This window comes from Sunxiuqinia sp. sy24, from assembly GCF_052677165.1.
The window spans coordinates 35,858-61,800 of the sequence record NZ_JBQYLH010000018.1 but is presented as its reverse complement, the minus strand read 5'-3'; the positions used below and the strand labels follow the sequence as shown (position 1 = coordinate 61,800).

Sequence of the window (25,943 nt, the reverse complement as noted above, 5' to 3'; positions counted from 1 at the left end):
AACAACACCACTAATTGACTCATATGCAAAACCAGAAGTTAAGTTATTATTCGAACAAATGAGTTAAAGTATCGATAATCCAAGCCCAAATTAACGATTTTAACATTCTTTAGTATTTTTACCTCCTTTTGAAACAAGAAAACGAAAAACATCAACATCCGTTAAGCTACAAGCAATTACCTCAAACAAGCAGCGTATTCTCAATTATTTACAGATAAAAAGGTATGGAAATCACGTATTGCATTTTGGTTTGTGATTCCCGTTTATTTGTGCCGTTGTTAACAACCTCCAGTAGGACGATAATTCCTACTCCGAACACGATCCATGAATATAGAGCAGCAAGCAGGCTGATTCTGTTATTCAATTGAATACTCTATCATTTTACATTACGCAGATACTCATTCCCTTTTTGGTTAAAACATTAACTATACGACAATTATGAAAACTAAGACAATACTCCTCGTACTCTCTCTATTTCTTATTAGCACAGCTTATTCTCAATCCGATCAAATTCCTCTAATCGGCTCTAAGGCCCCCTCTTTTACAGCGCAGTCAACCAATGGCGAGATGACTTTTCCAGATGATTTTGGGAAAAGTTGGAAGATACTCTTTAGCCACCCCAAAGATTTCACGCCTGTTTGTTCTTCGGAACTTCTGGAGCTAGCTTACCTGCAAGATGAGCTGGAACTACTGGATGTTAAATTCGCCATTATATCTACTGATAATATTTCGCAACACAACATGTGGAAAGCCCATCTGGAAGAATTAGATTATAAAGGAAGAGGGAAGCAAGAAATTCACTTTCCCATTCTAGAAGATCCTTCAAAAAAAGCTTCCATTAGCTATGGCATGCTGCACGCACCAACAAGCACAAGCCGCGATATTCGTGGAGTTTACATCATCGACCCTCAAAACATTGTCCGATCCATCAATTTCTATCCGATAGAAGTTGGACGAAGTATGCCTGAAATTGAGAGAACAGTCATTGCTCTTCAAACGGCTGATGAAACCAAGTTGCTCACTCCAGCCAACTGGACTGCCGGCGATGACATGATGGTTCCTCATTACCCATACACAAAAAGCGACCTGGCAGAAAATCCCGATTTGAAAAACCAATACTATAATGTTGGCGACCGTATGTGGTTTAAGAAAGGGAGTAAGTAGTTCTCGTGGTTAAAGAGCATATGCGATGGCTCTTTAATAAACGGAGGCAATTAGTTTAACAGCAGCAGGAAGGGGTTTTGGCCCCTTTCTTCTTTTCCTTCTTTGACACAACCAAGCAAAGTCAAATTCCGGATTGAATCGTTTTTACCCTTTTCCTTAATTTATTTCGAACTTGAATAAGATCAGAGCTTACAGACAAAAAAAATCCGTTTAACTGATGTAAACAGCTAAACGGATTTCTATCCTAATGGACTTGGAATGATTTATAATCCAAGCACCTCGGGTCCTTGTTCAAAAACAATATCTACGGGAATTCCAGCATCTCCGATCCGATCCAAATCAGCCTGCAATCCTTCGCGAACAAAGCCTTTCTCTTCAATCATCGCCTTTGCTTTGGCATAATCGCCATCTCCCTGAACAGTTAAAACCTGATCAGACAAATCGAGCATGGCTTGTTTCATTTTTTCAAAGTTTACCCGATAGGTTCCGCTTGCAGCATCGCGCTCGAAAGCTCCTTGCTCCTGAAAATAGTAGAAACGAATCATATTGGCTTTACCATGAGCGCTGGCAGCTCCAAACCGAACTGACCGAAAGATTCCGGCCATAAAGGTGACAAAGTTATCCATCAAATCTTTATCGGTAAACTCGCCCTGTTCATTGAGCTGATAAACAACCCAAAGCCCCAAGATATCGGCTTTATTTTCTTCTATGGAAGTATAGGTTTCTTTCAGTGCTTCGCGAACTGTTTGTTTGCCATCGACGGTAGTGCCCATTCCCAAGCCATGAGCTACCTCATGAAACATGGTATTTTCAAAGAAAGCGTCAAACTTAACGTGTCCACGTTGATCTTCGGTAATCAGCAAATCGGTAATTGGAAGTAGAATCTTATCGAACTTGGCTTGCATCGCATTTTTAAGCTGCAACTTCCGGCTTCCTTTATCAGCGCGTACCTGCTCATCATTAGGTAGGTTGATGGCAATGGTTTTGCTTCCCGCATTACAATCGCCAGCATAATACACCACATCGTAGGCATTCATATCAGAGTCCGATCCGGGCATTTCATTTTTGTAAGCTGGCTTGCAAGGCAATGCTTTTTGCAGATCAGGCAGCAAGGCCGCGTACTTCTCCAATCGCTGACTCCACTCTTTATCTTTCACTAAAATAAACGATTCATGTGCTGCTTTATAGCCAAACAGTTGGTCTTCATAATTCTCAATGGGCCCCACAACAAAGTCGATTGTGTTGGTCTTCATATCCATCCAGGCCACGTCACTTTCATAATAATCATCGGTCAACAAGGCCTCAGCGCGCAACTCCAGGTATTTCTTCAATCCCGGATCTTCAGCTAGTTCAGCTGCCAAGCGAATGGATTCAACCGCTTGCTCTATTTGCTCACGAAAAGCTTCGTGATAAGGAATCGCCTGCAACTGGCCTTCTGCATCTCTCCGAATCAGCGTATATAAGCTCGTTTTGGTTGGTTCATCCCAGGATTCAAATTCCTCCTTGGTCATATCTTCCGGATACAAGTTTGATCCAGCCGGCTTTGACCCAAAACCATCCAGGAAAGGCTCATTATTATTCAAGCGTTCCCACGGCCCATAGTTGACCTTGATAAACTTTTCGACTGCCGGATCGGAAGCTTTAGATAACACGGTTTCTTTGTCTCCAAAAGCTTCAACCCAAAAAATCTCATTCATGATTTTGGCGGCACGAAACAAGTGAGGAAGCATTTGTTTTTCCTTTTCAGTCAATACCGACAAATCGGTTGTCAATTTAAATGAAACAAAAGCGTCAGCCTTCGCCGCTAGTTCGCTTTTTATTGTTTCCTCTTCCTTAGGTTTGTTTGTGCAGGATGTCAGTCCGACTCCTGCGCCTATTACCAGTACTAAAATCAGTTTTTTCATTGTTCTTTATTTTCAGCCGTTATTTTATCAACACGAATTCATTTTCTACCTGAAAGCCTCACATTCAAGATATTAAGCAGCCACATCATTTCAATAGCATGAATTTCAGACAGCTTAAGCTTTGACGCGAGTATTCGAATGTAAATCTACAAAATTTACCACTACCAAGGCTGTCCCCTGAAATGGGTCTAGTCTTAACAAAAATGCATGGCCTAAACCATGCATTCAATGTAAACTCCAATTTATTTAAAACTTTATCTTCCGTTGCGGATCAATAACCGCATTCATTTCATATTCCTGTACCACCTGATCAATGGTCATTAAACATTTACCACAACTCGTTCCAGCCCGGGTGGCATACTGTATATCTTCAATTGAAGTAGCTCCCTTTTTCAAGGCGGCTGTAATTTCCTTTTCTGAAACCATGTTACAAATACAAACCAATCGATCTCCCATTATCTCACTTTGTTTACTATTAATACAATCTTCAAATGGTGCTTTCAATTGGTTTTACCCGATCACACCACGAATTTATTTTCAATAAAAAGCCGAAGCTCCCGATAAGCATCAATGACCACATCTTTTTTAGACATGGACTCATACAGCTGTTTAATCGATTGTTTTTCGCTCAACAACTGGAAACTCACCCTGAAGTTCAAATCAAAAATCATCGACATAAGCATCAGTTTAAAGTCATTAACCGACTGCATGTCTTTGCGCTTTGCCTGTTTCTGATTTTGAATGCTTCGAATAATCTTATCATTAACCAATCCGGTAGCTGGAAGGTTTAAACTAATCGAAGGGTATTTAAAGTTTCCATCGCGTTTCAGGTTGTTGACGCAGGTTTCCCAGATATCTAACTTATCGGCATCGCGCAAAATCTGGCTGTAAGTCACCACCAGCTTATCCTCTTTTAGCGAAATGCTTTCCTTGTTGTGGTTTAAAATAGCCTGGGCAATCAGGTTCTGGCGCTCTTCTGAAAAAGCAGTAAAGAACGCTTGCTCTTTCAACAGAGCGACACCTAGTTCTGCATGATCTCCAGCCTGTTGATCATTAAAAGACTGGTGCTTTTCAAACTGTTCAAAACGCCCCAAGTCATGCAAAAGGCCAATCACTTCAGCCAACAAAATATCCTCTTCCTCAAGCATCAGATTGGTAGCCACTAACCCACTCAGCTTAGCGACCCGCAAGGAGTGCTCCCTCTTCAACGTCAGCAGATCAGCAACTTCCTGATCCTCATGCCTTAAAAATCCAGCCGTGTATTTTTCAAAAAAATCACTGGCAGCAATACTGTTTTGTTTCAAAAATGATAATTCTTCCATGGTGCTGCAAAAATAGTTCTTTTGACCATTCAAGGAAGCAAAATGCCCGCTTGTTTATCAACAAAACTCCCAAACATAAAGTTATTTGCAAATTTTTACTGAAAAAGATTTCAAAAAAGGATTGTTTTACTACTTTTGCAATCGCTTTTGGCCCCATAGTTCAATGGATAGAATACAAGATTCCGGTTCTTGCGATCTGAGTTCGAATCTCGGTGGGGTCACACAAATACAAACAAGTAAAGCCCTTGATCATCTCTTGATCAAGGGCTTATTTTTTTCCAAAAAAAAAACGAATAGAGGGAAGCCACTGCAAGCCTCCCACCATTCTCAATAGCTATTCTGTATTTTTAGTTTTCAATCATTAAAATCCAACCTTTCTTACTTTCAACAGGGATCACTCCTGAAAGCGAGAATTCTGTTTCTGGCTGAAAATCCTGAATTTCCGGAGCAACTAATTTCACATCAGCTGAGGAAAGACCACTTTTTTCCCAATCGATAGACAGGCGAACGTTTTCCGTTTTATCGGACCAATTTCCTAGCGCAATCAACGCTTTTCCATCGCGAACATAAGCCGTTGCTTTCACCTTGGGGTTGTTGGTTGTTACCACTGGTTCATTTTCCCAAAAACCAACCATCTTGGCCTGATCAATGCCAAACTCATCCCATATCTTCCAAATAGGACGAGGGTCGCAAGTTACCCCTTCGGTTACCCAAGGGTGCCGAACCGTCATGCCATACACCATACCCAACCAGCGATTACCTCCTCCGTGGAGCATGTCACCCATCAAGCCAAATGGGATACCAGAAACTTCGACCAGCCAATTGGCAGGCGACATCTGACTATACCTAAAGCTTTCGCCAAACCACAGTTTGTCCAGATACGGAAAATATTCGGTGTATTGTGTTGCCGGCCCTTTGCTGAACCCGGTATTGGAATGCAAATCAAGCAAGCAGCCTGGCTTCTCGCGATCAAGCACCTTCCGGATACGCTTTACCGTGCGGCGGTCGTACGACACATCATCAAGATACAGTCCATCGATATCGACATGGCGCACCATCCAGGCCAATCCTTCAATATAGTAGTTGTACCAACGTGAGTCTCCAGGTGCGTTCACAACAGATGCATCAGCACTTTTATCAGGAAACCACTGGTACCACTGCGGACGATAACCAGTAACCAAGTGTTCGCGCAACCACGGGTAACCGCCTCCTCGACCATCGCCCAAAATTTCGTCACCCAAGCTACGTAGTGCCCAAAGCTCAGTGGTATAATTCGTAAACTCACGTATGGTGTAGTAAATTTTTACTTTTTGCCCTTTTTCATGCATTTGGTCTACAAACCATTTCATGGAATCGACCGCTACAAAAGGGTAATTGATGTGTGGATTGTAATTGTTGGCATGATGCAGGTTCACAATCTTCACGCCGCTTTCAAGATCTTCATCCGATGGCATGGGTTGACCTCCATTGTGGTAATAGCGATCGGTGAACTGACTTTTGTAGTCAATGTCTTTGACTGGTGTCAGCAATAAGCTCCATTCAAAAGTCAGCTCCTCCCCTTTTCCGAGCGAACGACTACCACTATAGACCACTGCTTTTACCTCCGACGAAGTGCTTTCGATACGAAATCCACCCTGATTATTGTTATGCCAACTTTCGGGATACTCAGGTCTGTAAAGATTTAACATAGGTCCGCTATAACTGCTCCCCCGCAATTCGCACCACAGTCCGGCGTGGGTATTGCCAATCCAAAAACTGTCGTGCGGCCCATTCCACTTCGCCGAATGCTTTTTAGGCACAACTCCACCGGGCAAATCCATTCCCATCATATATTCGGCGACCTCCTTTTTAAAAGGAATTTCCAACCGAATATCCTTTGTTTTTAACTGATTTAGGGCTTTTACTTTTAATTTGTAATTGATAAATCCGTCCGACTCAATCGTTCCAACGCCCGAAATTTTTATATTTTCTGAAATACTTTCCCAGGCACCAACCATTTTGCCCGGCGAGTTTTTAAGCAACTCCACATTTTGAGCTTCTGAGAACTGTTCCTTCCCCTTTTGGGTTTCAACCACAAACGAAATGGGACGATTCAAAATTTCAGTTTCTTTTACTTTAAAAGAACCAGGAAACCCGTTATCAGCAATAGTCATTGTTTTTCCGGTAAAACCATAGGTACTTTCTCCGATAAATGAGATTGCCTTGTAACCGTTGGTTGGTTCATCATCAATGCCCAATGTGGAGTTTAACCAGCGTAGGCGCGAGTGCCTCCAGGCCTCACTATCGCCACGGTCAGCAAGCACTTCACTGCCAATTTTCAATGAAAGCTGTACGGTTTGTTTTTCCGTGTTTTCAGCCCACACGGTTGCTGTTCCGGTATAAGTCCCGGCTGGAATATCCTTCGAAAGATCCACTCCAATCCACAATGGCTGTACTTTTCCCTGAGCCAGGTCCACCCGCTTTACAAACGGATCGCCATAAGGGCCAATTCCCCCGGTATTGAAGCAAGTCAGCTTATCGGGTGCAATTTTATAATCGTCGTTTTGCAAGCCTGAAAACTCGATTTTTAGATCCTGTAAATCCTTTCGGGCAGCAAAAACACCTAGCTGAAAGGCATAGTATTCATTTTTAAACGCTTCACCCCTAAAAAACGTTGAAGGACCACTTTCAATCCATCTTAGGGGAATCTCATCGAGCATGCGAATCGGGAATGAGCGATCCTCCGGGAAAATCAGGAAGTCCTGATGATACCTACTCAAGAGAGAATCCTTTTCTGACTTGAGAGCAATTACTTCCATGGGGTAAAAGCTGTCAAATGCTGTTCGCGACTGAAAGCCAATCAATTTTGTCTTCAAGAGTTTGGCAACATCAAGTTTATTCTCCCAATCAGCTGCAGACTTCGTTTCCGGCTTTAAATAACCTTTATTGTAGAAACCATAGTTCTCCTGAACCAAATAGGGCAAGTAATAGAAAAAGTATTTCCCGGGCTTTTGCAGAGGACCGAAAGCCAATTTACAGCGCTCATTATCCACCACAATTCGATGAATATTCTGAATGGTGTCTCCACTTTCGTGGATGATAATGAATCGCTTTTCAGCCGGATCTCGATCGTGTCGACGCCAATCAATATCAATCAATGCGGCTTCTGCTGGTTCTTCAACCTGAAGCACGGCACGATGATTACCAAGTGATTCTTCCCAGGGTGTATCGGGGACTGAATACAAAGAGTTTGTTTCAGACTGACATGCTGTGAATAACAAAATCAGCGTAGTTGTCCAGATAGTACAGATCGGTATTCTTAGTTTCATAAGTTGATTGATTTTAAATTAATGACTTCTCCTTCTTGCATTTCTATGACGATATTATCGCCCTCAAATTGATAGTTTTTATTCATTTCGAACTTGCCTGCGAATGGATTCTGCATCCTGAGAAGCCCCCCCTTTTCAGAAACAATTTTCACATCCTGAACCAAACCGTTTGCTTTGTTAGCCGAAATAACAAAAGCGCCATAAGTACGAAGTTGCTCAAAGCTTACATCATTCCAATCTTCGGGAATAGCTGGAAAAAGCCTTACAACACCTGTATGACTTTGTATTAACATCTCCTGAATTCCAGAAGCAAAAGCAAAGTTGCCTTCCAACGTAAATGGTCGATAAGTCATGTTTGAATGCCCTGCCTTGCATTGGTCACCATTAACATGAAAAGAGTTTTTCAAGCAAAAGCATTCAGCAAAAATGCGCAATGCTTCAGCGGCTTTTTCCCCCTCAAAAGCTCTGGCATACAAATTCCCTTGCCAGCTAAACGAATAACCTGTCCAACCTCCCGAGCCTTGTTTTTCAAGGTTTCTCAAAGTGTTATCAATAACACTTTTATCTGCTTCGCCTTTTGATACATCTAACAACCCAAGTGGGTGGTAAGCCAATAAATGTGAAAAATGGCGGTGCGATTCATCGTAAGGGAAACCGGGTGCAAACATCAACCCTGTTTCAGGGTCGATTGACAATTCAGTCCATTCTGCTAATATTTGCGACCATTTCTCAGCTTCTTCTTTTAATCCCAATTCAGTTGCCAGTTCGGCAGCTTTTTCGTAAGTCCAGCGAATTAACGCTAAATCAAAATTAGTTGTTTTTGCAAACCAGGCATCTCCCGAGTTATTGTAAATCTCAGGGCTTGAGCTCATTATTAATTTACGTTTGTCATTTTCGCCTTTTACCGAGACTTCATCAAGGAAGATTGCCACATCTTTTAACCATGGGTAGGCGCGGTTTTCCAGAAAATCTCTATCCATCGAAAATTTCCAGTGCATATAAAAATGATGCCCCAACCAGGCAGCAACGGTTTGCCCCATCGAATACTGAATCCAGCCCCCCATCGGCTCACCTTCCAAAGTGGTCACTCCGGGAACATTCATCCCTTCTGTTTCAAAATAATCTTTCGTGTACTTCTTGAATGCCGGGCGGTATTTCCACAACCAATTTAGAAAACCTTCTTCCAGCTGAAGTTGATTCCCGGCGTATGAAGGCCAATAACTTAATTGGGTATTCAAATCGTGGTGGAAATCACCTTTCCAGGGTGGTAATTTACCATTATCAGCAGTCCAAACTGCCTGCAACGAAATGGGTGGCGCATCGGCACGGGCAACTGATCCAAACTTATACATTTCAAGATAATACTGTTTTTCGAGCACTGAATCTGGAATCGAAATAGCCGAGCGCGACCAGTAATTCTGCCACCAAGCGATGTGCTCAGTAAAGTCTTGATCATAACTAATAGCTAAAGCTTTAGCTATATTTTCAGTAGCTGAAGGCGCTGGTTCCCATCCTGTATTGGCTGACGAAACCGACCAGCAGCCCGTCAGGTTCTTTCCTTGCTGCTTCCAACTCGTATGAATCTGATACGAAAAGTCTCCCCACCCCTTTTGATCGTAGGTGAAAGAGTTGCCTTCTTTTTTAATTTCTCCCTGCGGATACCCCAGCTGGTCAAGGTCGCTCATCGACTGATCAACCTGCTTGCCATCGCCTGGACGATTGTATGCCGGAGCAATCATTTCGATCTCGACTGAAGTGGGAAGATTCTCAAATTTATACCAGCCAATGGGTTTTTCGGCATGCACAAAAGTGGTCAATCTTGCACCGCTTTCCCACAACACCACGCATGTTGCAGAGGCAACATCCAATTCAACCGACTTTACCTGGCCAAGCGAATCGACATTGAATTCAATAGCACCTGCCGGTATTTTTGAAGGAGCAGGAGATTGATTATATGGAGTATCAAACGCCTGCTGCACTTCCTCATAAGTATCGTCTTTCCAATGCTGATAAACGTCCTTAAACTTCCATTTATTAAAGTCGATATTCCCCATCGGGCGCAGATCCCACAAATCGACTCGATCAAGCGAAAAACGTAGTTTCTCTTCCTTTTGCCAGACCAAGTTTCCGACCATCCCATTGCCAAGTGGCATGGCTTCGTCCCAAGTGGAAGCAAGTTGATTAAACACCAAATTGTGCTTTCCATTTTTGTTAATTCCCTTTTTCGGCGAACACGAAAAAAGGAATGCTGCAATAAATACAATCAGAATAGATTTCATTTTATTTAGGTTTAAAAATTTGACTTAAACTAGCTCGTTCATTTTCTTGAGAATTAAAGGTCAGTAAAATATCACATGCCTAAAAGCTCTACCCATCCATAAGAATTGGTTCCTTCATCACATTTCACCACTGCCCTGATGCTACATCCATTGTTACCACTCACTTCTGAAGAAATCTTGAATACATATTGGTTTTTATTATTTGGGTTTCCGGCAAAGCCTTCGTGCCGATCTGTTGCAACAACTTTCCCATCGGCAATGACTGATACTTCCCGGATGTCAAGACGATGGTTACCCCGGGAATAAACAAACTTTACACCTTTCATCGATTTCAATTGGCCTACTGTCAATGGCCATTCCACCACCTGCCATTCATCACTAACATTAGCTGGCGACCATTCTCCGATAGATTCACCCGTTGCTTTCTTCACTTCAGGAAGTGGCTCATTCAATGCTTGCTTCACCAATTTGACGGCTTCAGTCACCGGGTCAGCATAAGGTTCAATCTTACTGATACCGCTTCCCTCTGCCCATTGCACCTCCCATGGTACAGGATTAAACTTTTCACCGTTTTTTAAAGACTCCAGCACATGACGCATTCTTTCGCGGTAGAAATCACGCACCAATCCACTCCATACCCTGCAGGCATAATCATTCACCGGAGGCCCCCATACCGTAATAATCCAACGTGCATTCACCTCATAAAATCTTTTTAGTGCTTCGTCACCACCATGTTTCGTCGTAAATTCCAACCACCGCTCCAAACGGTTTAAAGGATGTGATTCCATTAATCGGTCAAGTTCATTAAGAAGCTCCAAGCCTCTCGCGCCGGCACGATCGCCTGTCTGAATATCCCCCTGCTGATAAGCATCCGATGCGACAACAAACAACTCATCGGCTTTTAGTCCCAGGCTCAATGCTGCTCGTTCAATGGCATCGGCCTGATAATTGGCAGAACTGCCCAGCTCTTCGGAACACGAAAGAAACTTCAAAGTCGCTTCATGAAATTTAGAATCATTATTAACACTTCCCATACGACATCGTCCTAACTGCCATCCAAATTGGGGATGAGGAACCAAATTGCTATAGCAACTTTCGCGCAGCAATTTCCATGACTCATTCATATTAGGAGGACATCCACCATATCTGTTCATACTGTATTTATCAAGCCAGTTATCCAAGTCGATTGAATCGTTCGACCAGGCAACATCTGCTAGAAGTTCATAAACAACATTGTTATTTTCCAGGCCTTCTCCTGAAATGGTGAACCCCACCAGGTTCTTTTTATTGGGCGAATGCAACGCGCGCGCGGCACCTGAAGCGTACAAGTGTAAATCACCAGTATAGGCTGTTTTTCCTCCCATATTTGGAACAAATCCGTATACCCACTGTTTGCCATTAAATGCATTCATGGGCTCCCAGTTATTGTTGTAATCATTCGCATAATCCAGAATCAGGACACGATCGTCAGGAATTCTGCTAAAAAGGGCTTTTACTGTCTCGGGATTCCAGATATGACGCTGGTAGGCAAACATCCATCCTTGAATTACCCAAGTTGCATCGGGTGCCCCCTCTTTTATTGCATTAAAAGTTTTTTCGCCATAATCTGCCAACATTTCAGTAACCGGGTTGCCTGTTTCTGGTAGTTCCAACTCATTAAAACTGTCAACCAAAAAGTAATCTGCCGGTCCAAATTCTTTTTGCCATTCCTCCATGTACATTTTAGTAATTGTGGCAAACAATTCATCGTCAGGCATGATAAGCTCTGGCCTTTGCGACTCTGGGAAACCGGCATTCCACAATGTATTATGAAATACCGTATTGGGGTATATTCTCTTTAAAGCTTTAGGTACAAATCCGCAGAATGACTGTACTACAGGTTCAATGCCTAACTCTTTCATTCGTTTTAATAGCCTATGCTGAAGTGCAATTTGATCTTTATGCCATTCTGAGGGTAGCGGGCCACCCACCTGACAGATACTTCCCATACGCGACCAAGGCAAATGTGCCGGACCGGTATAAAATTCGTCAATTTCCTTCTGGCTAAGACCTAATTTTTTCCAAACTCGTTCTGCAATTGCTTCAGTAGCAACTGGGGCCATTAACATATTAAAACCGTGCATGGCCTGCCAGTCGAGTTCCTGCTCCCAGCGTTGCCAATCCCAGTAAGGAGTGGTGTAACCCGATGTGACGACATTATAGGCATGTCGGATTTTAAAAGGAGTAGTGACTTTGGTTTTGGGAGCATCGGGCCATGTTTTAGGCAGATTAAATTGAGGTCCTGCCCAGTCGAGCATCCCCAAATGATTCGTTTTCAGATAATCGTAAACCCCGCGTGTAAGTGCAGACACACTTGATCCTCTGACTTGTAATTTTCCATTTTTACATTCATACTCGTAAGTGTCAGTTCCATCTTCAGCTGGATGAACCCCCAACTGAATTGAAGCTGCCTTTTCTCCTAAAACACGACTTAGCACCTCTCTGCCCGAATGAATAATTGTCTTCTCTTTATTCTTATTTACAGATCCTTTTTGATTGGCATGAACTCCAATTGATAAAAAAAGAATCCAGATAAAAACTAAACTATATTTCATTTCTATTTTTTTTAACTTCGTTAGACGTAAAGAAAATTAATCTCCATCACTAACACGACTAATTTCGATGTTCAAATAATTTTCTGGGAACCGTTTTTAGATCCGATTTCTTCATGCTCATCGATTCAAGAATCTTACTTTGAAAACCGTCAAAACGGTTGTTCTCCATCTTTACTTCAGTACAATGCTCGAGCTTGAAACGAGCAACAGGGATTTCATCCGCTTCCGAAAATGGGGCATAGTTCACCTCGTTATTGTTAAACCACAGATTATCTACCGATCGGGCAAACAAAACAGGACTGGCTATACATTCAAAAACATTATCCTCTATACGAATATTAGAATGGATATATCTGCCCTCTGGGAAATTATGCGTTTCGGGTTGAATGGAAATGACATAACCATTTTCGCCCTGGGTGAAGCCACATTGTATAAAGCGGTTGCCACGGATAGTAATATCGCGAACAGGCCCCGACTCGTACCAATAATTACAGTCGTTGGCAATCAGAATTGCATGCATCCCAGTGCGGTAAAAGGTATTGTTTTCTATTAAAACCTTTCGTCGGGTAGTAACCAGCAATCCCCTTGTGCTCGTTCGCTCAAAATGGCTGTTGCGCACAATCACTTCAGGTGTCCAACTCACATTTTCCAAGCAATCACCTTCTTTTAGATTTTCAGGAAGGGCTTCTTCCATTTCCAATACGATTTCGCGCTTGGAAATTATTTTGGCCGTCTTGACTTTCCCGAAGTCGTAAACCAAAAGATTTTCGGGACTTACAAAAGCCACCGAATCACCGGCAAAGAAAGCTTTGAACCCATACGTTTGGTGATGCATAAAGCGAAGCGTAAGCTGGTTGCCTCCTTCAACTTTAGTGATTTTTAAATGGGTGCCGTGCACATTCATCGGATCATCGTGCGAACCTGACGTACGGCAACTGTCCACCTCAATTAATCCTTTACAGCCCGAGAAGTGAAAACAATCAGCAAAAGCGGCAATGGTTCTTCCCGATTCCTTGCGAGGAGCAACAGCAACTTTTTTGAATGTTATATTTTCAGAGAACTGAGAGATAATGCCCATTCCATGAATGTAATGCAACTTCACGTTCTCCAACACAATATTTTTGCTTAGGTTGATAAAAGCGCCACAATTGTCGCGATAAGGATCACGAATAGAAAGCACATCACCTTCCTGAAAACCGGACTCAGAGACATCTCCGTTAAACACGATTGTGCTCGATGATTCCTTCGTGGGCTCCAGCCTCCCCAAAGGGGTCCATGAGCTCCGATAAACCTTGTCCTCATCAGGTTCTACAACGACAGTATGCAAAGGCTTGGCTCCCCACCCTTCGCCATAAAACAAAAGCTGCCCATTGTGTATTTCGAATTTGGTATCCGGATGAGCCTCCAATTTTGTCTGATTAGCCGAAATTTCAAGAATCTTTAATTCCGACATTGTTGGGCGCTCATAATCGAAACGAATATCCTTGATCGTTACATTTTGGCTGTTCAACACAGCGAACGAAACCATTTTTCCATGCAAAACTACCAGCGTATTATTTCCATCGATGGTGATATTTGAAAAACCATCCAGACAAATAGCGAGATTTTTCACTTTCGACAAGGTATCATTTTCTGTGGTGTTTGAAATGTAATATTCTTTTTTAATCGCACCTTCAGGCCATAAGTCAACCCGACCACCCGGGAATTTCAGCACTACTTCTTTTTCGCCTTTTACCGACTCCAGCGCTTTTACAATAGCCGGTGATGCGTTTTCATACGACCAGGGGTTTACGCCAAAATCACTAAGATGAACCTCCTTAGCCCCTATATTCGAATACACCAGCAAGAATACCAGCGTTAGTGCAATTGCAATATTTCTCATTTAGCTTGTTTTTGTTGAGCAAACAATGGCATTGCTTGCTGTTCAGTTTTAATTGTTAGTATTGATTCTTCTTTTAATATTCCGAGAGTTGTTAGTTCAACCATTGTTTTCGCGTAAGGAGCCAGTAGGGGGACACTAGCTTCCAGTGTCATTGTTTCGTCGTCCTGCAGAACTTCAACAACGACGGTTGTTGCCTGTGAAGCCACTTGTCCAAAGTTAGAAACTTCAAAACGAACTGTCGTTTTACCGTCCTTCTCCACAACCATTGGCTTTCGGGCTGATAAAATTGGTTCTTCATAAACAAGCCAAGGTAACCGGGCATAGCCAAATAACAGTTTCCCTTGTTTGGTCTTTCCGAGTAACTTTGCCACGAAATTTTCATCTGCCAACCCATTCCCTTTTCCAGAGAAGATGAGAATAAGGTCTTTTCCATCCTTTTTTGTATTTACAAGCTGACTTCCACGTCCAAAGTTAACTTCTTCGGAAGCTCCGAAACGAATGGATTCAAGGTCAATATCCGTATGGGGGTTAAAGCCAGTTTCAGCTTCAATCTTTACCCGGATTTTCTTTGTCCCCGCTGTTATCTCATTTTTATCCAAGATGGTTAATAAAGAGCCTTTGGTAAGTGGGAGGCATATATTTTTAGAGCTGTGGTGGTCATTACCCATATCAGCCCATTTTGAAGAATCGATGACCGCAAAATTAGCCTGATAAGCACGTCCATAATCATCTTGCAACATTTTAATCCGTTCAAACTTATACCAATCAACCAAGATTCCATCTTCGTAGTTAGCTATCCCCGGCATATAAGCCTCACCCGGCTCAACTTTCCAGTCAACACCATCTTTCGAGCGCAGATAATAAGCAATCCTGCCATACCAATCATTTACAATCATATGATATTGAATGTTGGTACGCCAAATAACCGGATCTTCATAACGTCCGTCATATGGTGGGTAAACTGACTTGTTGCTTACCTGATAGTAGGGAGATATTCCGGTTTCGCTAATCCAGATTCCACCACCCCTGCAAACGGCTAAAAACGAACCATCTTCGCGTTGAGCGAAACTCACATTCGATAAACCATCATTAATTTTTCGATCGCGCGGATCGAAAGTAAACGCTTTTTTCGTCCATGGCCCGTCCAACTCATCGGCGATATAATGTGCACTAATCACATAAATCACGTATCGCCCATCTTTCAACCTGAAAAATTCGGGATTGTGTCCTTTGCCAATGGTTTCGCCCTGTACCTTAAAAGGCCCCTGCGGATTGTCCGAGACAGCATGTACCACTTCTGATCTTGGCCATTCCATATGCCCTTTTTCAGCACTCTCGGGCCAGCGGCAAACCATCAGGTGATAATTACCGTCATCGCCTTTCCGGATGTTGCCACCCCAGTACGACCACTCCGGATCTTCAATGCCATTATCTGTATATCGGGGTCTTACGGCATCTGCTCCCCATGTGTCAGAAGTTAGTTTGCCAATTGGAGGTATTGGTTGAAAACGATCCATAAACCGGCCACCAATAATCAAATTATTCCATTCTTCCGGACGCTGCCGCTCAATATCCTGAGCAATAGCCTGTAATTGAGCTAAAAAGCTAAAAGCGACTAATAAAAGCCGATAAGATAAGTACCTACCCAAAAGATTCATATTCATGTCTTAAGTTTATTTATGTATTTTAGTTTAAAAAGGATTATTTCAAAAGCCCTTCCGTTTAAATCTCGGGACTAATCAGGTATGGAATTCCCGCCTCAACAAACCAACTAAACCTTCCATTTGTTACCTGGATCACTTTCTGACTTTCGTCTTCTGAAGCAGTTATTTCTCTAATTGCTACTCTTTTTACCTCTCCCCAACATTCAGGAACCTGCAATGATCTTTCAACAGTTTTTTTACTATAAACCGCCAAACATTTTTCGGTCTTCCATGACACCGGGAAAGCAACAAAATCTTTTTCCCTTAAAAGACGGGGTCCCTCATGTACCGTGCTATCAGCCAATGATACGCGCACATTATCCGAAAAATAGGCAACCCGATCGTCTCCTTCACCCTCAACCTTGATACGCACATGTCTATTCAAGAAAAAATACTGTAAACAGTTTAAGTAAAACTCATCCACAAACTTTTGCTTCCACTCATCATCATTCGGGTTCTTCTGCTGTTGCGGGAAAATATTTTCACCATACATACTTTTCCCAAACAAGAAGCCAAGACCAAAATCGGAGTACTCTAAATCACGATTCAAGCCGCTTCCGGTATAGACGCTGGCCGGATATTGCAGGTAATCCTCTTGCGAAAAGTGATTGAAATGCCAGGCAAAAGGAATTTTACCAATCATGTAATCCATCACCCATTCACTGGTAGCGTCAATACCTTGTTGATTCCAATAGGCAAGTACCTTCTGCTGATATTTGGCTTCAGTTACTGCCGATTCGTAATGCCCCTTGCTATCGCGCACAATCCAGGCATCAATATGAATGGTTTTCCCGTCGCGCAATGGTGGCAGTATATCCAACAAGCGATCAATACGCATTTTTGCATAGCCTCTCTCCCACTCGTTCTTGTAGTTAATTTGGTAGGCTTTCCGGTTGTTATAATTGCCAATCACCATCAGGTTGCCATTGGGTGTTTTCGAAATCAGGTCATTTTCCACATACTCCGGCCATAAAGGACTATCATCATAAGCATCGGTCATATTGATGTGAAGGCTCACCACTGTATGGTATTTGCGGGCTTCTTCCATCAGCCAGATCAGGCTTTCACGGGCCGTTGCGTCCTGCTCACGTTTCAGCGCTTCATTCACCCCAAAAAAGGCCGGGTATTTATCGTCATGCCCGTTATACTGCCAACCAACGAGATAAATGATTTTAGGTACTCCCAAGGTTAGCTCATCCGTGATTTTAATGATTTCCATAGCATCTTCAAAAGTATTGGCTACCATTGGCTTTCCTTCGCTATCAGGTTTCGACAGGAATAGTTTCATAACCAGCGTTTGTGAATAATCGTGGTTAAAATCAGCAAACACTTTCCCTTTTTCATCACCACTTTTCGAAGTAACTCCATAACAATTACTTCCGGCAAATAAGCCGGCAACAAACAACAATCCCAATAATAATCGGTACATATCTTATCTTTTTAGTTTGGTTGAATAACTAATACAACTCCCCCATAGGGAGCAATCTCCTTGGAATAAGTAGAATTTTTTATTGGTTTTTCATTGGTCTTCAACTCTCCGTCAGAATCACTTATCTCCAAAATTTTTCCTTTTTTCACGCCCAATAGAGCAAGATCGAGCTTAAGACTTAGTCTATGATCTTTCCCTGAGATAATACCTACATACCAACTATCACCTTTTCGACGTGCAATGGCAGCATATTCTCCCGGGAAACCTCCCAGCAATCTCACCTCATCAAACTGTGCCGGCAGTTCCTTAAGAAAATGCCTCACCTCATCGGATTGGTTACGATAAACTTCGGGGGCATCGGCAAAATGAACCAGACCTGATTGGAAAATCAATGTTAAAGCCAACTCGTGTGCCTTGGTTGTTAAATGCGGATAATTGTGTTCGGAAAAAGCGACTGGCGTATAATCTGCAGGTCCAATTGCTGCCCGGGTAAACGCAACGATTGCATTGTACTCCGGTGCCTTTTCGGGAACCACAGGATCAAAGCCATAAGTTTCTTCCCCTTTCACCGCTTCCATGCTCATTAAATTCGGATAGGTTTTGCTCCATCCTCTCGGCACAGTGCAGCCGTGAAAATTGACCATCAGTTGATAAGCTGCGGCATCCATTAGAATATCAAGATACTGGTTGATGATTTTTTGCTTGTCGGTATTAAAGAAATCAACCTTAATCCCTTTCACTCCCCACTCCTTCAGACGGGCAAACTCCTCTTTACGAACTCTGGAGTCCCATAAGCGCCCGCGAGGTTGTTCGGCAACATGATTATGAGACCCTCCGGACTTATACCACAAAAATATCCCGACACCTCTATTACGGGCATAATCCAGCAACTGATGAATAGTTCCGCCTTTCATATCGTTCCAGTTGGCATCAACCAGGTAGTATTCCCACCCCATTTCGACTGTCAGGTCAATAAATTTCTTCTGAAGTTCAAAATCCCGATCGTGGGTTTGCGTTGTCCACCATTCCCAACTAGCCCGTCCGGGTTTGATCCATGCCAAATCCCCTTCAATTTTAGAAGATTCGTTTAGATCGTAAACCATATTCGACGCTACAATCGATGAAAGATCTTCGGCAACCATAACCACACGCCATGGCATTTGCCAAATCCCGGAGTGTTTAGGCAAAGAGGAATAGAGGCCCAAAGCTTCGCCAGGATGCGGAAATGCAATGTTATAAAGCCCTTGCTGGCAATTGTTTCCAAGATGTGTCCCTGGGTAATTACCCGTCAAGGCTGCCTCATGCAACATCACCCAATGTTTGCCCTCATTAACCTGAAACAAAGCAGGCAAAGCCCAGCCCGGATTTTCAGATGATGGCTCGCCAACCCGGCTGGCATTGGAGTAATACATTTCGTACGAAGGCTTCCACTTGGTTGGCTGGCTATAAGGCGACAACCAGGCCTTACCATCCGGATCAATCTGATAACCCGTATTTTCAATTAAAACCGTACGTTCCTGCTTGTAATTGTCTGGCAAAATATAACAAAAAGCAACTCCTTCATTGTACACCCGAACCCTTAAAACCAGCTGTTTCCCTTCTGCATTTACAAGATTATAATCACACTGGTTGTGCTGGCTTTTAACTGACTGGCTTTTCCCATGTAAAATACTGTAGGTTTGATTCGTATTATCTATTTCACTGTTCGAAACAAATTGGAGCAAATTAAACAAGTCGGTATAATCAAGCGTGAGCCCCAATGGCGAACAATCAACCACCAGCTCATTATTCATTTTTATCCGGTAAAAAAGATATTTCCCTTCGCCATAGGTCGAATAATTCTTGCCTGCTTCATATTTGTTAAGCGATACCAACTCAAAAAGAAGCCGTCCATCAGGGCTGGTCAGAGCATCCTGTGCATGTGCGTAAAACACATTCATCAGACACATGAATAAAATGGCAATAACTCTATTTTTCTTCATAATCTTTTTTTTTCGAAATGACTATAACACAAGGAAATTATTCTGTATATACTTTTGTTGAGTGCTTCACATCCACTGCTTTTGAGCAGCCCGTTACCCAGTTGTTTAGCAATCTGACATTTTCAGCCCCTTGAATAGAAATACCTGTAAATGCAGCTTCTCCTTCAATTATATTTTGCTCAATAACAATGTTTCTATGAATACCCGGAACAGTATTGTCCGGTGCCTTCACGTTGACTGCAATTCCACATGCGCCATCATTGGTACCATCGCCCCGGCCACAACGCAGGATTCGATTATTGCGGATTACGACATCGGCTGATCCGGGGCCTTCGCGCCAGTCTCCCTCTGCTCCAATATGGATAGCAGTACCTGTCCCCTCCCTAAATGTGCAATTTTCGATCAGGACATCACGGGTTTTTACTAAAACGGCACGAGCTAAATGGCTACCAGCATAGGAATTGACAAATTCAAGCCTTGGCAAACGCGTGACATCAATAAAGTAGTAATCATTGTAATTTCCGGGGAATTCGCCACTTAGTTTAAGCACACTGCGCCATTCTTTCGGAAACGTATCTACTGCCAACACCATCATCGAATCAACCACTTCCAAAGTCTTTTTCTTTACAAATTCAATCGTATTACCTACATCTGGAAAATCGAGTACACAGGCATGCGTACTCCAGCGGTCTTCCAGTTTTATTTCATAAGTGTTATTCCCCAAGTCCTTGGTTATTTTGTGATAGTAGCCATGCACATTGGTAGCATCGTCGCCCTGTCCTTCAAACATGCAACCATTGAAACGGATCAGGCCTGTACAGGAAGTAAAGTGTGTGGCATCAGTGTTGGTTGACTGGTACTTACCCGGAGCCGGAACAATACGAAGCCCTTCCATAAGTACATTATGAGCGCGATGGCCGACAATTCCCATCCCAGGTTGCGAATGGATGGTCACCTGACGGAGTAAGGTATTCTTTGCTTCATGAATCAAAATGGCCGGACGAAAGTGCATGGTGTGGTTCATCAATGCTACCGCACCCAACATCTCGGGTTTTGTTTTAGTATATATGCGAACCGTTTTATTGTCCAGTTTTTTGGTATTGAACGGATGATAAACCGAGTTTCCAAGCAATCTATTTTTCTGCAAGTCCCAAAACATGATGCGTGTAATAGTCATGTTATCGGCCAACCACTGTGTATCGGTAAGCTCCGCATCCATAAACTCTTTTTCAACATTCACCACTTTTCCTTCGCTGTGAGGAATCGTTTTATAGTCGATGGTCAACCCTTCAATGATAACATTTTCACAGTTTTCAAGCGACACAGGCTCCATCCAGCCACTGCACCACAGAGTGGCACCTCGTGCCATCACATGAAGATCTTTCACTCCGCTGAAATCAATCCCTCGCGAATAAGGAAAATAGGGCGTATATACTACATTCTGCGGATTTACCCCGAGCTTACCAGCCATAATATCGTTCATTAGTTTGATGGCTTCATCATCCACAATATCATATTTACCGGCAGGCATCACTAAAGTTTCCGCCCCGTTTTTCCGACAATCGTCAATCGCTCGCTGAATAGCCTCCCGATCATTTTTGCCATCATTGGGGATAGCACCATAATCAGTTACATCAACATTTTGAGCTTGCAACTGAACGATTGCTATCAGAAAAGCAAGACTAGTTGAAATCATTAGTTTCAGGATATTTCCCATGGTTTTATTTTTTCAAGTATTAAAAATAGCTTTAAGTCAGTTCCGAAGCCTGTTTTTACCCCAATTTGGGATAAAGCTCCTAATTAATGGTACAAACTGGCTTCACTAATCCCGTAGTTTCAATTCGAAACGGTATTCAAGGTGCAGTTCAACCTTCGTTATCTCAGCATCGTCGAGCCCGGTTTTATCAACATACTTCTCGCACTAAACCACTATGAGATGAAAATCCCAAGCGGTTTAGCACTCATTAATAGATAATATTTGCGTGAATAACCACGGGAAAATGATCGGAAGCATAAATCTTTTCTTTTGAATCGGTGAGGACTCCGTAATGTTTTACGTTTACCTGTTTGTTTACAAAAATGTAATCGATCCTATGTTGTGGTATTGTACCAAAACGAAAGCCATTAAACGTTCCTTCCGGGCCATAGGGCTCTTTTTCACTCACCATTTTACTATCAAAAAGGCCATTGCTTGTCAGTTCGTCATAAGCCGGACTATCGGGTGCTAAGTTGAAATCACCCATAACAAAGACGGGCTTATTCGCAGTCATGATTTTTAGAGTATCATTCAAAAGGCGAGCACTTTTAAAACGCGCTTCTTTACCCACACTGTCAAAATGGGTATTAAAGACATAGAACTGACCTGTTGAATTCACATTCTCGAAAAGTGCCCAGGTACAAATACGTGTATAGCCGGCATCCCACGAAAGGCTTACTTTTTCAGGCGTTTTTGACAACCAGAGAGTACCCGATGAAAGGACGCGAAACTTATCAGCCCGATAAAAAATGGGATTGAACTCTCCCTCGTCTTTTCCATCTTCGCGAGCCACACCAATCCATTTATATGTGGGGAGTTGTTGATCAAAATAGTCGATCTGATGACGATGCGGCTCCTGCATCCCAACCACATCCGGTAAATGAAAATTAATCAAGCCCACTTGAAAATCTTTTCGGTTTGCCCAGTCATTCTTTTTGGGTGTTCCTTTGTTGAAAATTGATTCATCATACCTGACATTAAAAGTCATTAACTTTAAATTGGTTTGGGCGGGGGCAATGAACTTACAAAATGTGAACAGCACCAGCAATATCAAGTAGGAAAGTTTCATACGTCGTTTTTTAGTTATTCGTTCTTTGGTTTAATTTTTTCAGAAAGATTAGCAGAGCTTGACCCCGAACTTCAATAATAGCCAAGCTAACATATTTGCCACCAGCAAAAATCAGATCTTTAGTCATGGATACGATACCAACCATCAATTCCATTCTCCGTGATTCTAATTACACGCTCTGCCTGCTACTATCACTTGCGTTTAAACGAGACTTCCCATTGTACGGAGGAAGTTTCGGCAGGCCGATACGAAATTTTTAAGACCTCGCCCTTTTGTTCAATTCCGGCTTCCTCGCCATTGATTATTGCTGCGTGCAACAAGTAATCTTCGGGAATATAAATGGTAATCACATACTCATCTTCCCCCACCACTCGACTGCGTCCTTTGAGTGAATTTTCCTCCCAGAGCAGCTTTTCTATTTCAGCAGCTCCTTGCGACAAATGACGGTTCGTAGAAACCAACTGCGGACGATCAAGTTTTTCGCGAATAGCCAAGGATTCCAGTCCATAAGGCTCCAATTCACCCAAAGCAAAATCATCTTCCAATACTCCGTACATTTTATCACTCCAGAACTCATACACCAGGTATTCCTTCGAAGAATCGAGCCCCAAGTCAGCAAACTTAAGCACCACCGGCTCAAGCGACTTTTGATTCCTTTCTGACCAGTTTAAGCGATGTAATACATTCCAGTTTTCAAAGCCGGTATTGAACTCATTCAGCCAATAGGGACACACTTCACCAAACTGATCTCCATCAATGGGCGAAGGATGTCTTCCTGTAGTAATATCAGTACGTTCGTTGCTCTTGAGCCAATTGGTTTTTCCTGAATCAAAGTCGTATAACTGTCCGGGAACAGAAAACAACACAGGCGAAGAACGTCGTAGTCCATAAATTCGGCTATCATCCTCATAAACTTCAGGCTTATCACTGAGCATCAAAATGGCTCCGGCAATTGAGGCTAAAGCCGGGCGTATGATGGTTTCCCGTTCCATTGCTTGTCTGGCTTCCAGCTCTTTTACATTGCCAATATCTTTGCCTTTTTTGTTGGGCGACACATCGCAATGGTCAGGGTCGTTACGCCAGACGATGCCGTTCCATGAGTTGTATTGCTGCAGGGTAACCGGGCCATAACCATCGCCACCAATGCGGCAGGCATCAGCCAACCCGATGGATTCGGGCAAAACCCCCCAACAGGAAAGAATAAACGTATCGTCGCCCAACTCTTCGCGCGCTACCCGCAAATAAGCCCTTAACAATTCATCCGGGCCAACTCCCCTTTCGCTGCACCATTCCAGGTTATTGTGCAAATTATCATAAAGGTAGTGCCGAAGCTGATCGATTTTCACATATCCAATCCCGGCATTTTTCATCCCTTTAAAAGTAGGGCGAATCAATGCCTCAACAACTTCCGGATTGGTAGCATCCATCACGTAGCTCACCCATGGTGCTGCTGCCGGGTTCCCCAACTCATCGTGCACAAACCATTCCGGGTGTTTTTGCACCGTTTCTTCATCAGAAAAAAAACAACCCATCCAGATGGCAGGATCGAAACCTGCTTGATGAATAGAAGTGACGTAGCCTGTCAGTCCTGAAGGAAAAAGGTCTTTCTTCCAATCGAGCCAAGTTGTGGGTCGTCCACCAAGGTAACCGCTGGCCACTTCGCAATTTTCGCGACCTCGGTCGTTTTCTCCTTGATAAACATCATCGATCTGAATAAAGCGATAACCGTAGTCGGCCAAATGTTTCTTTTGCCACATCTCCAATAAATCCAGATGATCCTCTTCGGTAAACTCCCTGAAATAGGCCCACCACGAACACCATCCGGTAATGGATTCTTTGTACACCTGATAGGTCCAGGGTTGAAAATAAGGTAAGTTTTTATGTTTCTGATAATACCGCGGACGGAATACCAATTCTGCATTTTTTACAGTAAAAGTGAGTTCAAATTGAGTAGTACCATTTGGTTTTCGAGACGATTTAATCACTGTCCCCTCTGGCAACTCAAGCATCCAATCGAAGTTTCTGTCGTAAATAGCATTGTTCCGCAAGTTATTACTTAATCCATGTGAGGTACGCACCAAAGCCAATTTATCCTGGGCCTCACCGCGGGTTTCGGCAGCCAATGCTTCTGAGCTTCCATACACAAGGGCGTGAACAGTAGTTTCTTTTTCAAAACGGAACTGAATCCGTTGCTCAATAACTTGCGCTCCCTGTACAGTCGATGTAATTTCAGCTTCATTGTCAAACCGGGCCGCCAAAATAGTAGCATTGTTATAGTGTAAAACTAAATACTCTTTTTCGTTTCCCACTTCAAGAACTGACGGGGCATTTTCCGGACCACCGGGTAACTCTTTAACCAAAGACGATTGGTAATTTTGCGCACGGATACTTAGCACGCAAATCGTAAGAATTATGAATAGCATTGGATAGGTTAGTCGCATATACTTAAAGTGATTTATTTAATATTTTAAAAAATCAACGAAAGTGAGAGGTAATTCAAAACCTCCAATGAGTTACGTTATTAAAAATCCTGATTACTACCTCATCTCCAATAACCCAAATCATATCAAAAGCACAGATGAGATCTAGAGAAGTAAGCTTCTCGATTCTTCTAAAAATAATAATTACTATACAAAGGGGACATTCATGCAAATGTCCCCTTTGCCAACACAATTAGTGTGAATAGAAAAGTTTTATTGCTCTTATTCTATGAGCACCAATTTCGTATCAAATAACCTTTCTCCATTTCTATAATGATAATGCAAATCGAAAGTTTTAGTTGCTGGATCATAGGTTGAAGTAACACCGCCTTGAGGGAATATTTCCACTACCGAATTAGGATCACTTTTAATTGTAACCGTATTATCAGCATTTACTTGAATTTGATACAAAATACCAGAGTTATTGAATACCGACTTACCTGCTTGTGCCCTGCAAGTCTTTGAATCTATTGTTTGCAAATATATCTCTGCATCAAGCTCATCCGGCGCATTACCAATTCGAACAAGTGTGCCTGACTCCTGATAGTATCCTTCAAAAGCATTAATCTCTGGTAATGGATTAACTTTAATTGTCCATTCCTTTGTTGTAGTTCCATCTGCAGCAATTACCCTGTATCTTCGTCCAGATGAAAAATCTCCTGGTATTCCCAGAGTTGGTGCGTCATTCAGAGGCTCTATGGTTGCTGCTGTTGAAATATTAAATTTACCTACTAAATTAGTTAGTGAAACTTGTCTTCTTATTTCATTAGTAAATGATGCATCTGGTGCTGGCAAAGAAAGGGTTACCTCTATAATTCCCTCACTGACATTTACATCTTTTTCAACATTCAGTCGAACCACTTTCACTATTGGTTCGCCATCTACCCAGTTACTATTAGCATCTTTATAGCGAAAATCAAATTTCACGTCGGTAATTTCAGCATCATTAAACTCAGGTATGTCTTCCAAGTTTCCAGTCAAACAGGAAGATGTTCCTATAATCAACATCAGGAAGATACTTTGAATAAGATAATTATAAATTTTATTTTTCATTCTTTTAAGATTTAAGTA

At 42.5% G+C, this 25,943-nt stretch carries 15 protein-coding genes and 1 tRNA gene; 2 read left to right on the top strand and 14 right to left on the bottom strand.

From position 1 onward, the window contains the following. Positions 1-438: 438 nt before the first annotated feature. Positions 439-1,164 (top strand): redoxin domain-containing protein, encoded by a 726-nt coding sequence (locus tag ACUNWA_RS15280; RefSeq protein WP_445592793.1) that lies wholly within the window; start codon positions 439-441, stop codon positions 1,162-1,164. 263 nt (positions 1,165-1,427) lie between these two features. Here the strand turns inward: ACUNWA_RS15280 and ACUNWA_RS15275 are convergent, their stop codons facing one another. The 3 genes from ACUNWA_RS15275 to ACUNWA_RS15265 all read right to left on the bottom strand — a co-directional run bounded on the left by ACUNWA_RS15275 (position 1,428) and on the right by ACUNWA_RS15265 (position 4,390). After that, positions 1,428-3,068 (bottom strand): dipeptidyl-peptidase 3 family protein, encoded by a 1,641-nt coding sequence (locus ACUNWA_RS15275; RefSeq protein ID WP_445592792.1) that lies wholly within the window; start codon positions 3,066-3,068, stop codon positions 1,428-1,430. A gap of 246 nt (positions 3,069-3,314) precedes the next feature. Then, a complete protein-coding gene (locus ACUNWA_RS15270; RefSeq protein ID WP_445592791.1) occupies positions 3,315-3,524 on the bottom strand; it encodes a (2Fe-2S)-binding protein in 210 nt (69 codons plus the stop codon). A gap of 62 nt (positions 3,525-3,586) precedes the next feature. Next, a complete protein-coding gene (locus ACUNWA_RS15265) occupies positions 3,587-4,390 on the bottom strand; it encodes an HD domain-containing protein (RefSeq protein WP_445592790.1) in 804 nt (267 codons plus the stop codon). Between the two features lie 149 nt (positions 4,391-4,539). Between ACUNWA_RS15265 and ACUNWA_RS15260 the strand changes: the two genes are divergently transcribed. Further along, positions 4,540-4,611, top strand: a tRNA-Arg gene (locus ACUNWA_RS15260). 126 nt (positions 4,612-4,737) lie between these two features. Here ACUNWA_RS15260 and ACUNWA_RS15255 read toward each other — a convergent pair. The 11 genes from ACUNWA_RS15255 to ACUNWA_RS15205 form a co-directional block, all read right to left on the bottom strand. Continuing rightward, the gene (locus tag ACUNWA_RS15255; RefSeq protein ID WP_445592789.1) at positions 4,738-7,698 is read right to left on the bottom strand and encodes a glycoside hydrolase domain-containing protein; all 2,961 of its coding nucleotides are present in this window, start codon (positions 7,696-7,698) and stop codon (positions 4,738-4,740) included. Then, a complete protein-coding gene (locus ACUNWA_RS15250; protein ID WP_445592788.1) occupies positions 7,695-9,977 on the bottom strand; it encodes a glycosyl hydrolase family 95 catalytic domain-containing protein in 2,283 nt (760 codons plus the stop codon). The genes ACUNWA_RS15255 and ACUNWA_RS15250 overlap by 4 nt, the downstream gene beginning before the upstream one ends. 71 nt (positions 9,978-10,048) lie before the next feature. Next, positions 10,049-12,571 (bottom strand): alpha-N-acetylglucosaminidase, encoded by a 2,523-nt coding sequence (locus ACUNWA_RS15245; protein ID WP_445592787.1) that lies wholly within the window; start codon positions 12,569-12,571, stop codon positions 10,049-10,051. 58 nt (positions 12,572-12,629) lie between these two features. Then, entirely contained in the window at positions 12,630-14,453 is a 1,824-nt protein-coding gene (locus ACUNWA_RS15240; protein WP_445592786.1) for a right-handed parallel beta-helix repeat-containing protein, read from the bottom strand. Then, positions 14,450-16,117, bottom strand: coding sequence for a glycoside hydrolase family protein (locus tag ACUNWA_RS15235; RefSeq protein ID WP_445592785.1), 1,668 nt, complete (start codon positions 16,115-16,117; stop codon positions 14,450-14,452). The genes ACUNWA_RS15240 and ACUNWA_RS15235 overlap by 4 nt, the downstream gene beginning before the upstream one ends. Positions 16,118-16,175: 58 nt before the next feature. Continuing rightward, complete coding sequence (locus ACUNWA_RS15230) at positions 16,176-17,585, bottom strand: endo-alpha-N-acetylgalactosaminidase family protein (RefSeq protein WP_445592784.1); 1,410 nt, start codon at positions 17,583-17,585, stop codon at positions 16,176-16,178. Positions 17,586-17,596: 11 nt separating this feature from the next. Then, positions 17,597-19,567 (bottom strand): glycoside hydrolase family 97 catalytic domain-containing protein, encoded by a 1,971-nt coding sequence (locus ACUNWA_RS15225; RefSeq protein WP_445592783.1) that lies wholly within the window; start codon positions 19,565-19,567, stop codon positions 17,597-17,599. Positions 19,568-19,604: 37 nt separating this feature from the next. After that, positions 19,605-21,284: a right-handed parallel beta-helix repeat-containing protein gene (locus ACUNWA_RS15220; RefSeq protein WP_445592782.1), complete on the bottom strand. Its 1,680-nt coding sequence runs from the start codon at positions 21,282-21,284 to the stop codon at positions 19,605-19,607. Between the two features lie 247 nt (positions 21,285-21,531). Beyond that, complete coding sequence (locus tag ACUNWA_RS15215; protein WP_445592781.1) at positions 21,532-22,392, bottom strand: endonuclease/exonuclease/phosphatase family protein; 861 nt, start codon at positions 22,390-22,392, stop codon at positions 21,532-21,534. A gap of 191 nt (positions 22,393-22,583) precedes the next feature. Further along, complete coding sequence (locus ACUNWA_RS15210) at positions 22,584-24,815, bottom strand: alpha-galactosidase (protein WP_445592780.1); 2,232 nt, start codon at positions 24,813-24,815, stop codon at positions 22,584-22,586. Positions 24,816-25,094: 279 nt separating this feature from the next. Continuing rightward, positions 25,095-25,925, bottom strand: coding sequence for a DUF5018-related domain-containing protein (locus ACUNWA_RS15205; protein WP_445592779.1), 831 nt, complete (start codon positions 25,923-25,925; stop codon positions 25,095-25,097). Positions 25,926-25,943 lie beyond the last annotated feature (18 nt).

Coding starts and splice junctions, on each gene's coding strand:
- ACUNWA_RS15280 (WP_445592793.1), top strand. CDS start 439: ATGAAAACTAAGACAATACTCCTCGTACTCTCTCTATTTCTTATTAGC.
- ACUNWA_RS15275 (WP_445592792.1), bottom strand. CDS start 3,068: ATGAAAAAACTGATTTTAGTACTGGTAATAGGCGCAGGAGTCGGACTG.
- ACUNWA_RS15270 (WP_445592791.1), bottom strand. CDS start 3,524: ATGGGAGATCGATTGGTTTGTATTTGTAACATGGTTTCAGAAAAGGAA.
- ACUNWA_RS15265 (WP_445592790.1), bottom strand. CDS start 4,390: ATGGAAGAATTATCATTTTTGAAACAAAACAGTATTGCTGCCAGTGAT.
- ACUNWA_RS15255 (WP_445592789.1), bottom strand. CDS start 7,698: ATGAAACTAAGAATACCGATCTGTACTATCTGGACAACTACGCTGATT.
- ACUNWA_RS15250 (WP_445592788.1), bottom strand. CDS start 9,977: ATGAAATCTATTCTGATTGTATTTATTGCAGCATTCCTTTTTTCGTGT.
- ACUNWA_RS15245 (WP_445592787.1), bottom strand. CDS start 12,571: ATGAAATATAGTTTAGTTTTTATCTGGATTCTTTTTTTATCAATTGGA.
- ACUNWA_RS15240 (WP_445592786.1), bottom strand. CDS start 14,453: ATGAGAAATATTGCAATTGCACTAACGCTGGTATTCTTGCTGGTGTAT.
- ACUNWA_RS15235 (WP_445592785.1), bottom strand. CDS start 16,117: ATGAATATGAATCTTTTGGGTAGGTACTTATCTTATCGGCTTTTATTA.
- ACUNWA_RS15230 (WP_445592784.1), bottom strand. CDS start 17,585: ATGTACCGATTATTATTGGGATTGTTGTTTGTTGCCGGCTTATTTGCC.
- ACUNWA_RS15225 (WP_445592783.1), bottom strand. CDS start 19,567: ATGAAGAAAAATAGAGTTATTGCCATTTTATTCATGTGTCTGATGAAT.
- ACUNWA_RS15220 (WP_445592782.1), bottom strand. CDS start 21,284: ATGGGAAATATCCTGAAACTAATGATTTCAACTAGTCTTGCTTTTCTG.
- ACUNWA_RS15215 (WP_445592781.1), bottom strand. CDS start 22,392: ATGAAACTTTCCTACTTGATATTGCTGGTGCTGTTCACATTTTGTAAG.
- ACUNWA_RS15210 (WP_445592780.1), bottom strand. CDS start 24,815: ATGCTATTCATAATTCTTACGATTTGCGTGCTAAGTATCCGTGCGCAA.
- ACUNWA_RS15205 (WP_445592779.1), bottom strand. CDS start 25,925: ATGAAAAATAAAATTTATAATTATCTTATTCAAAGTATCTTCCTGATG.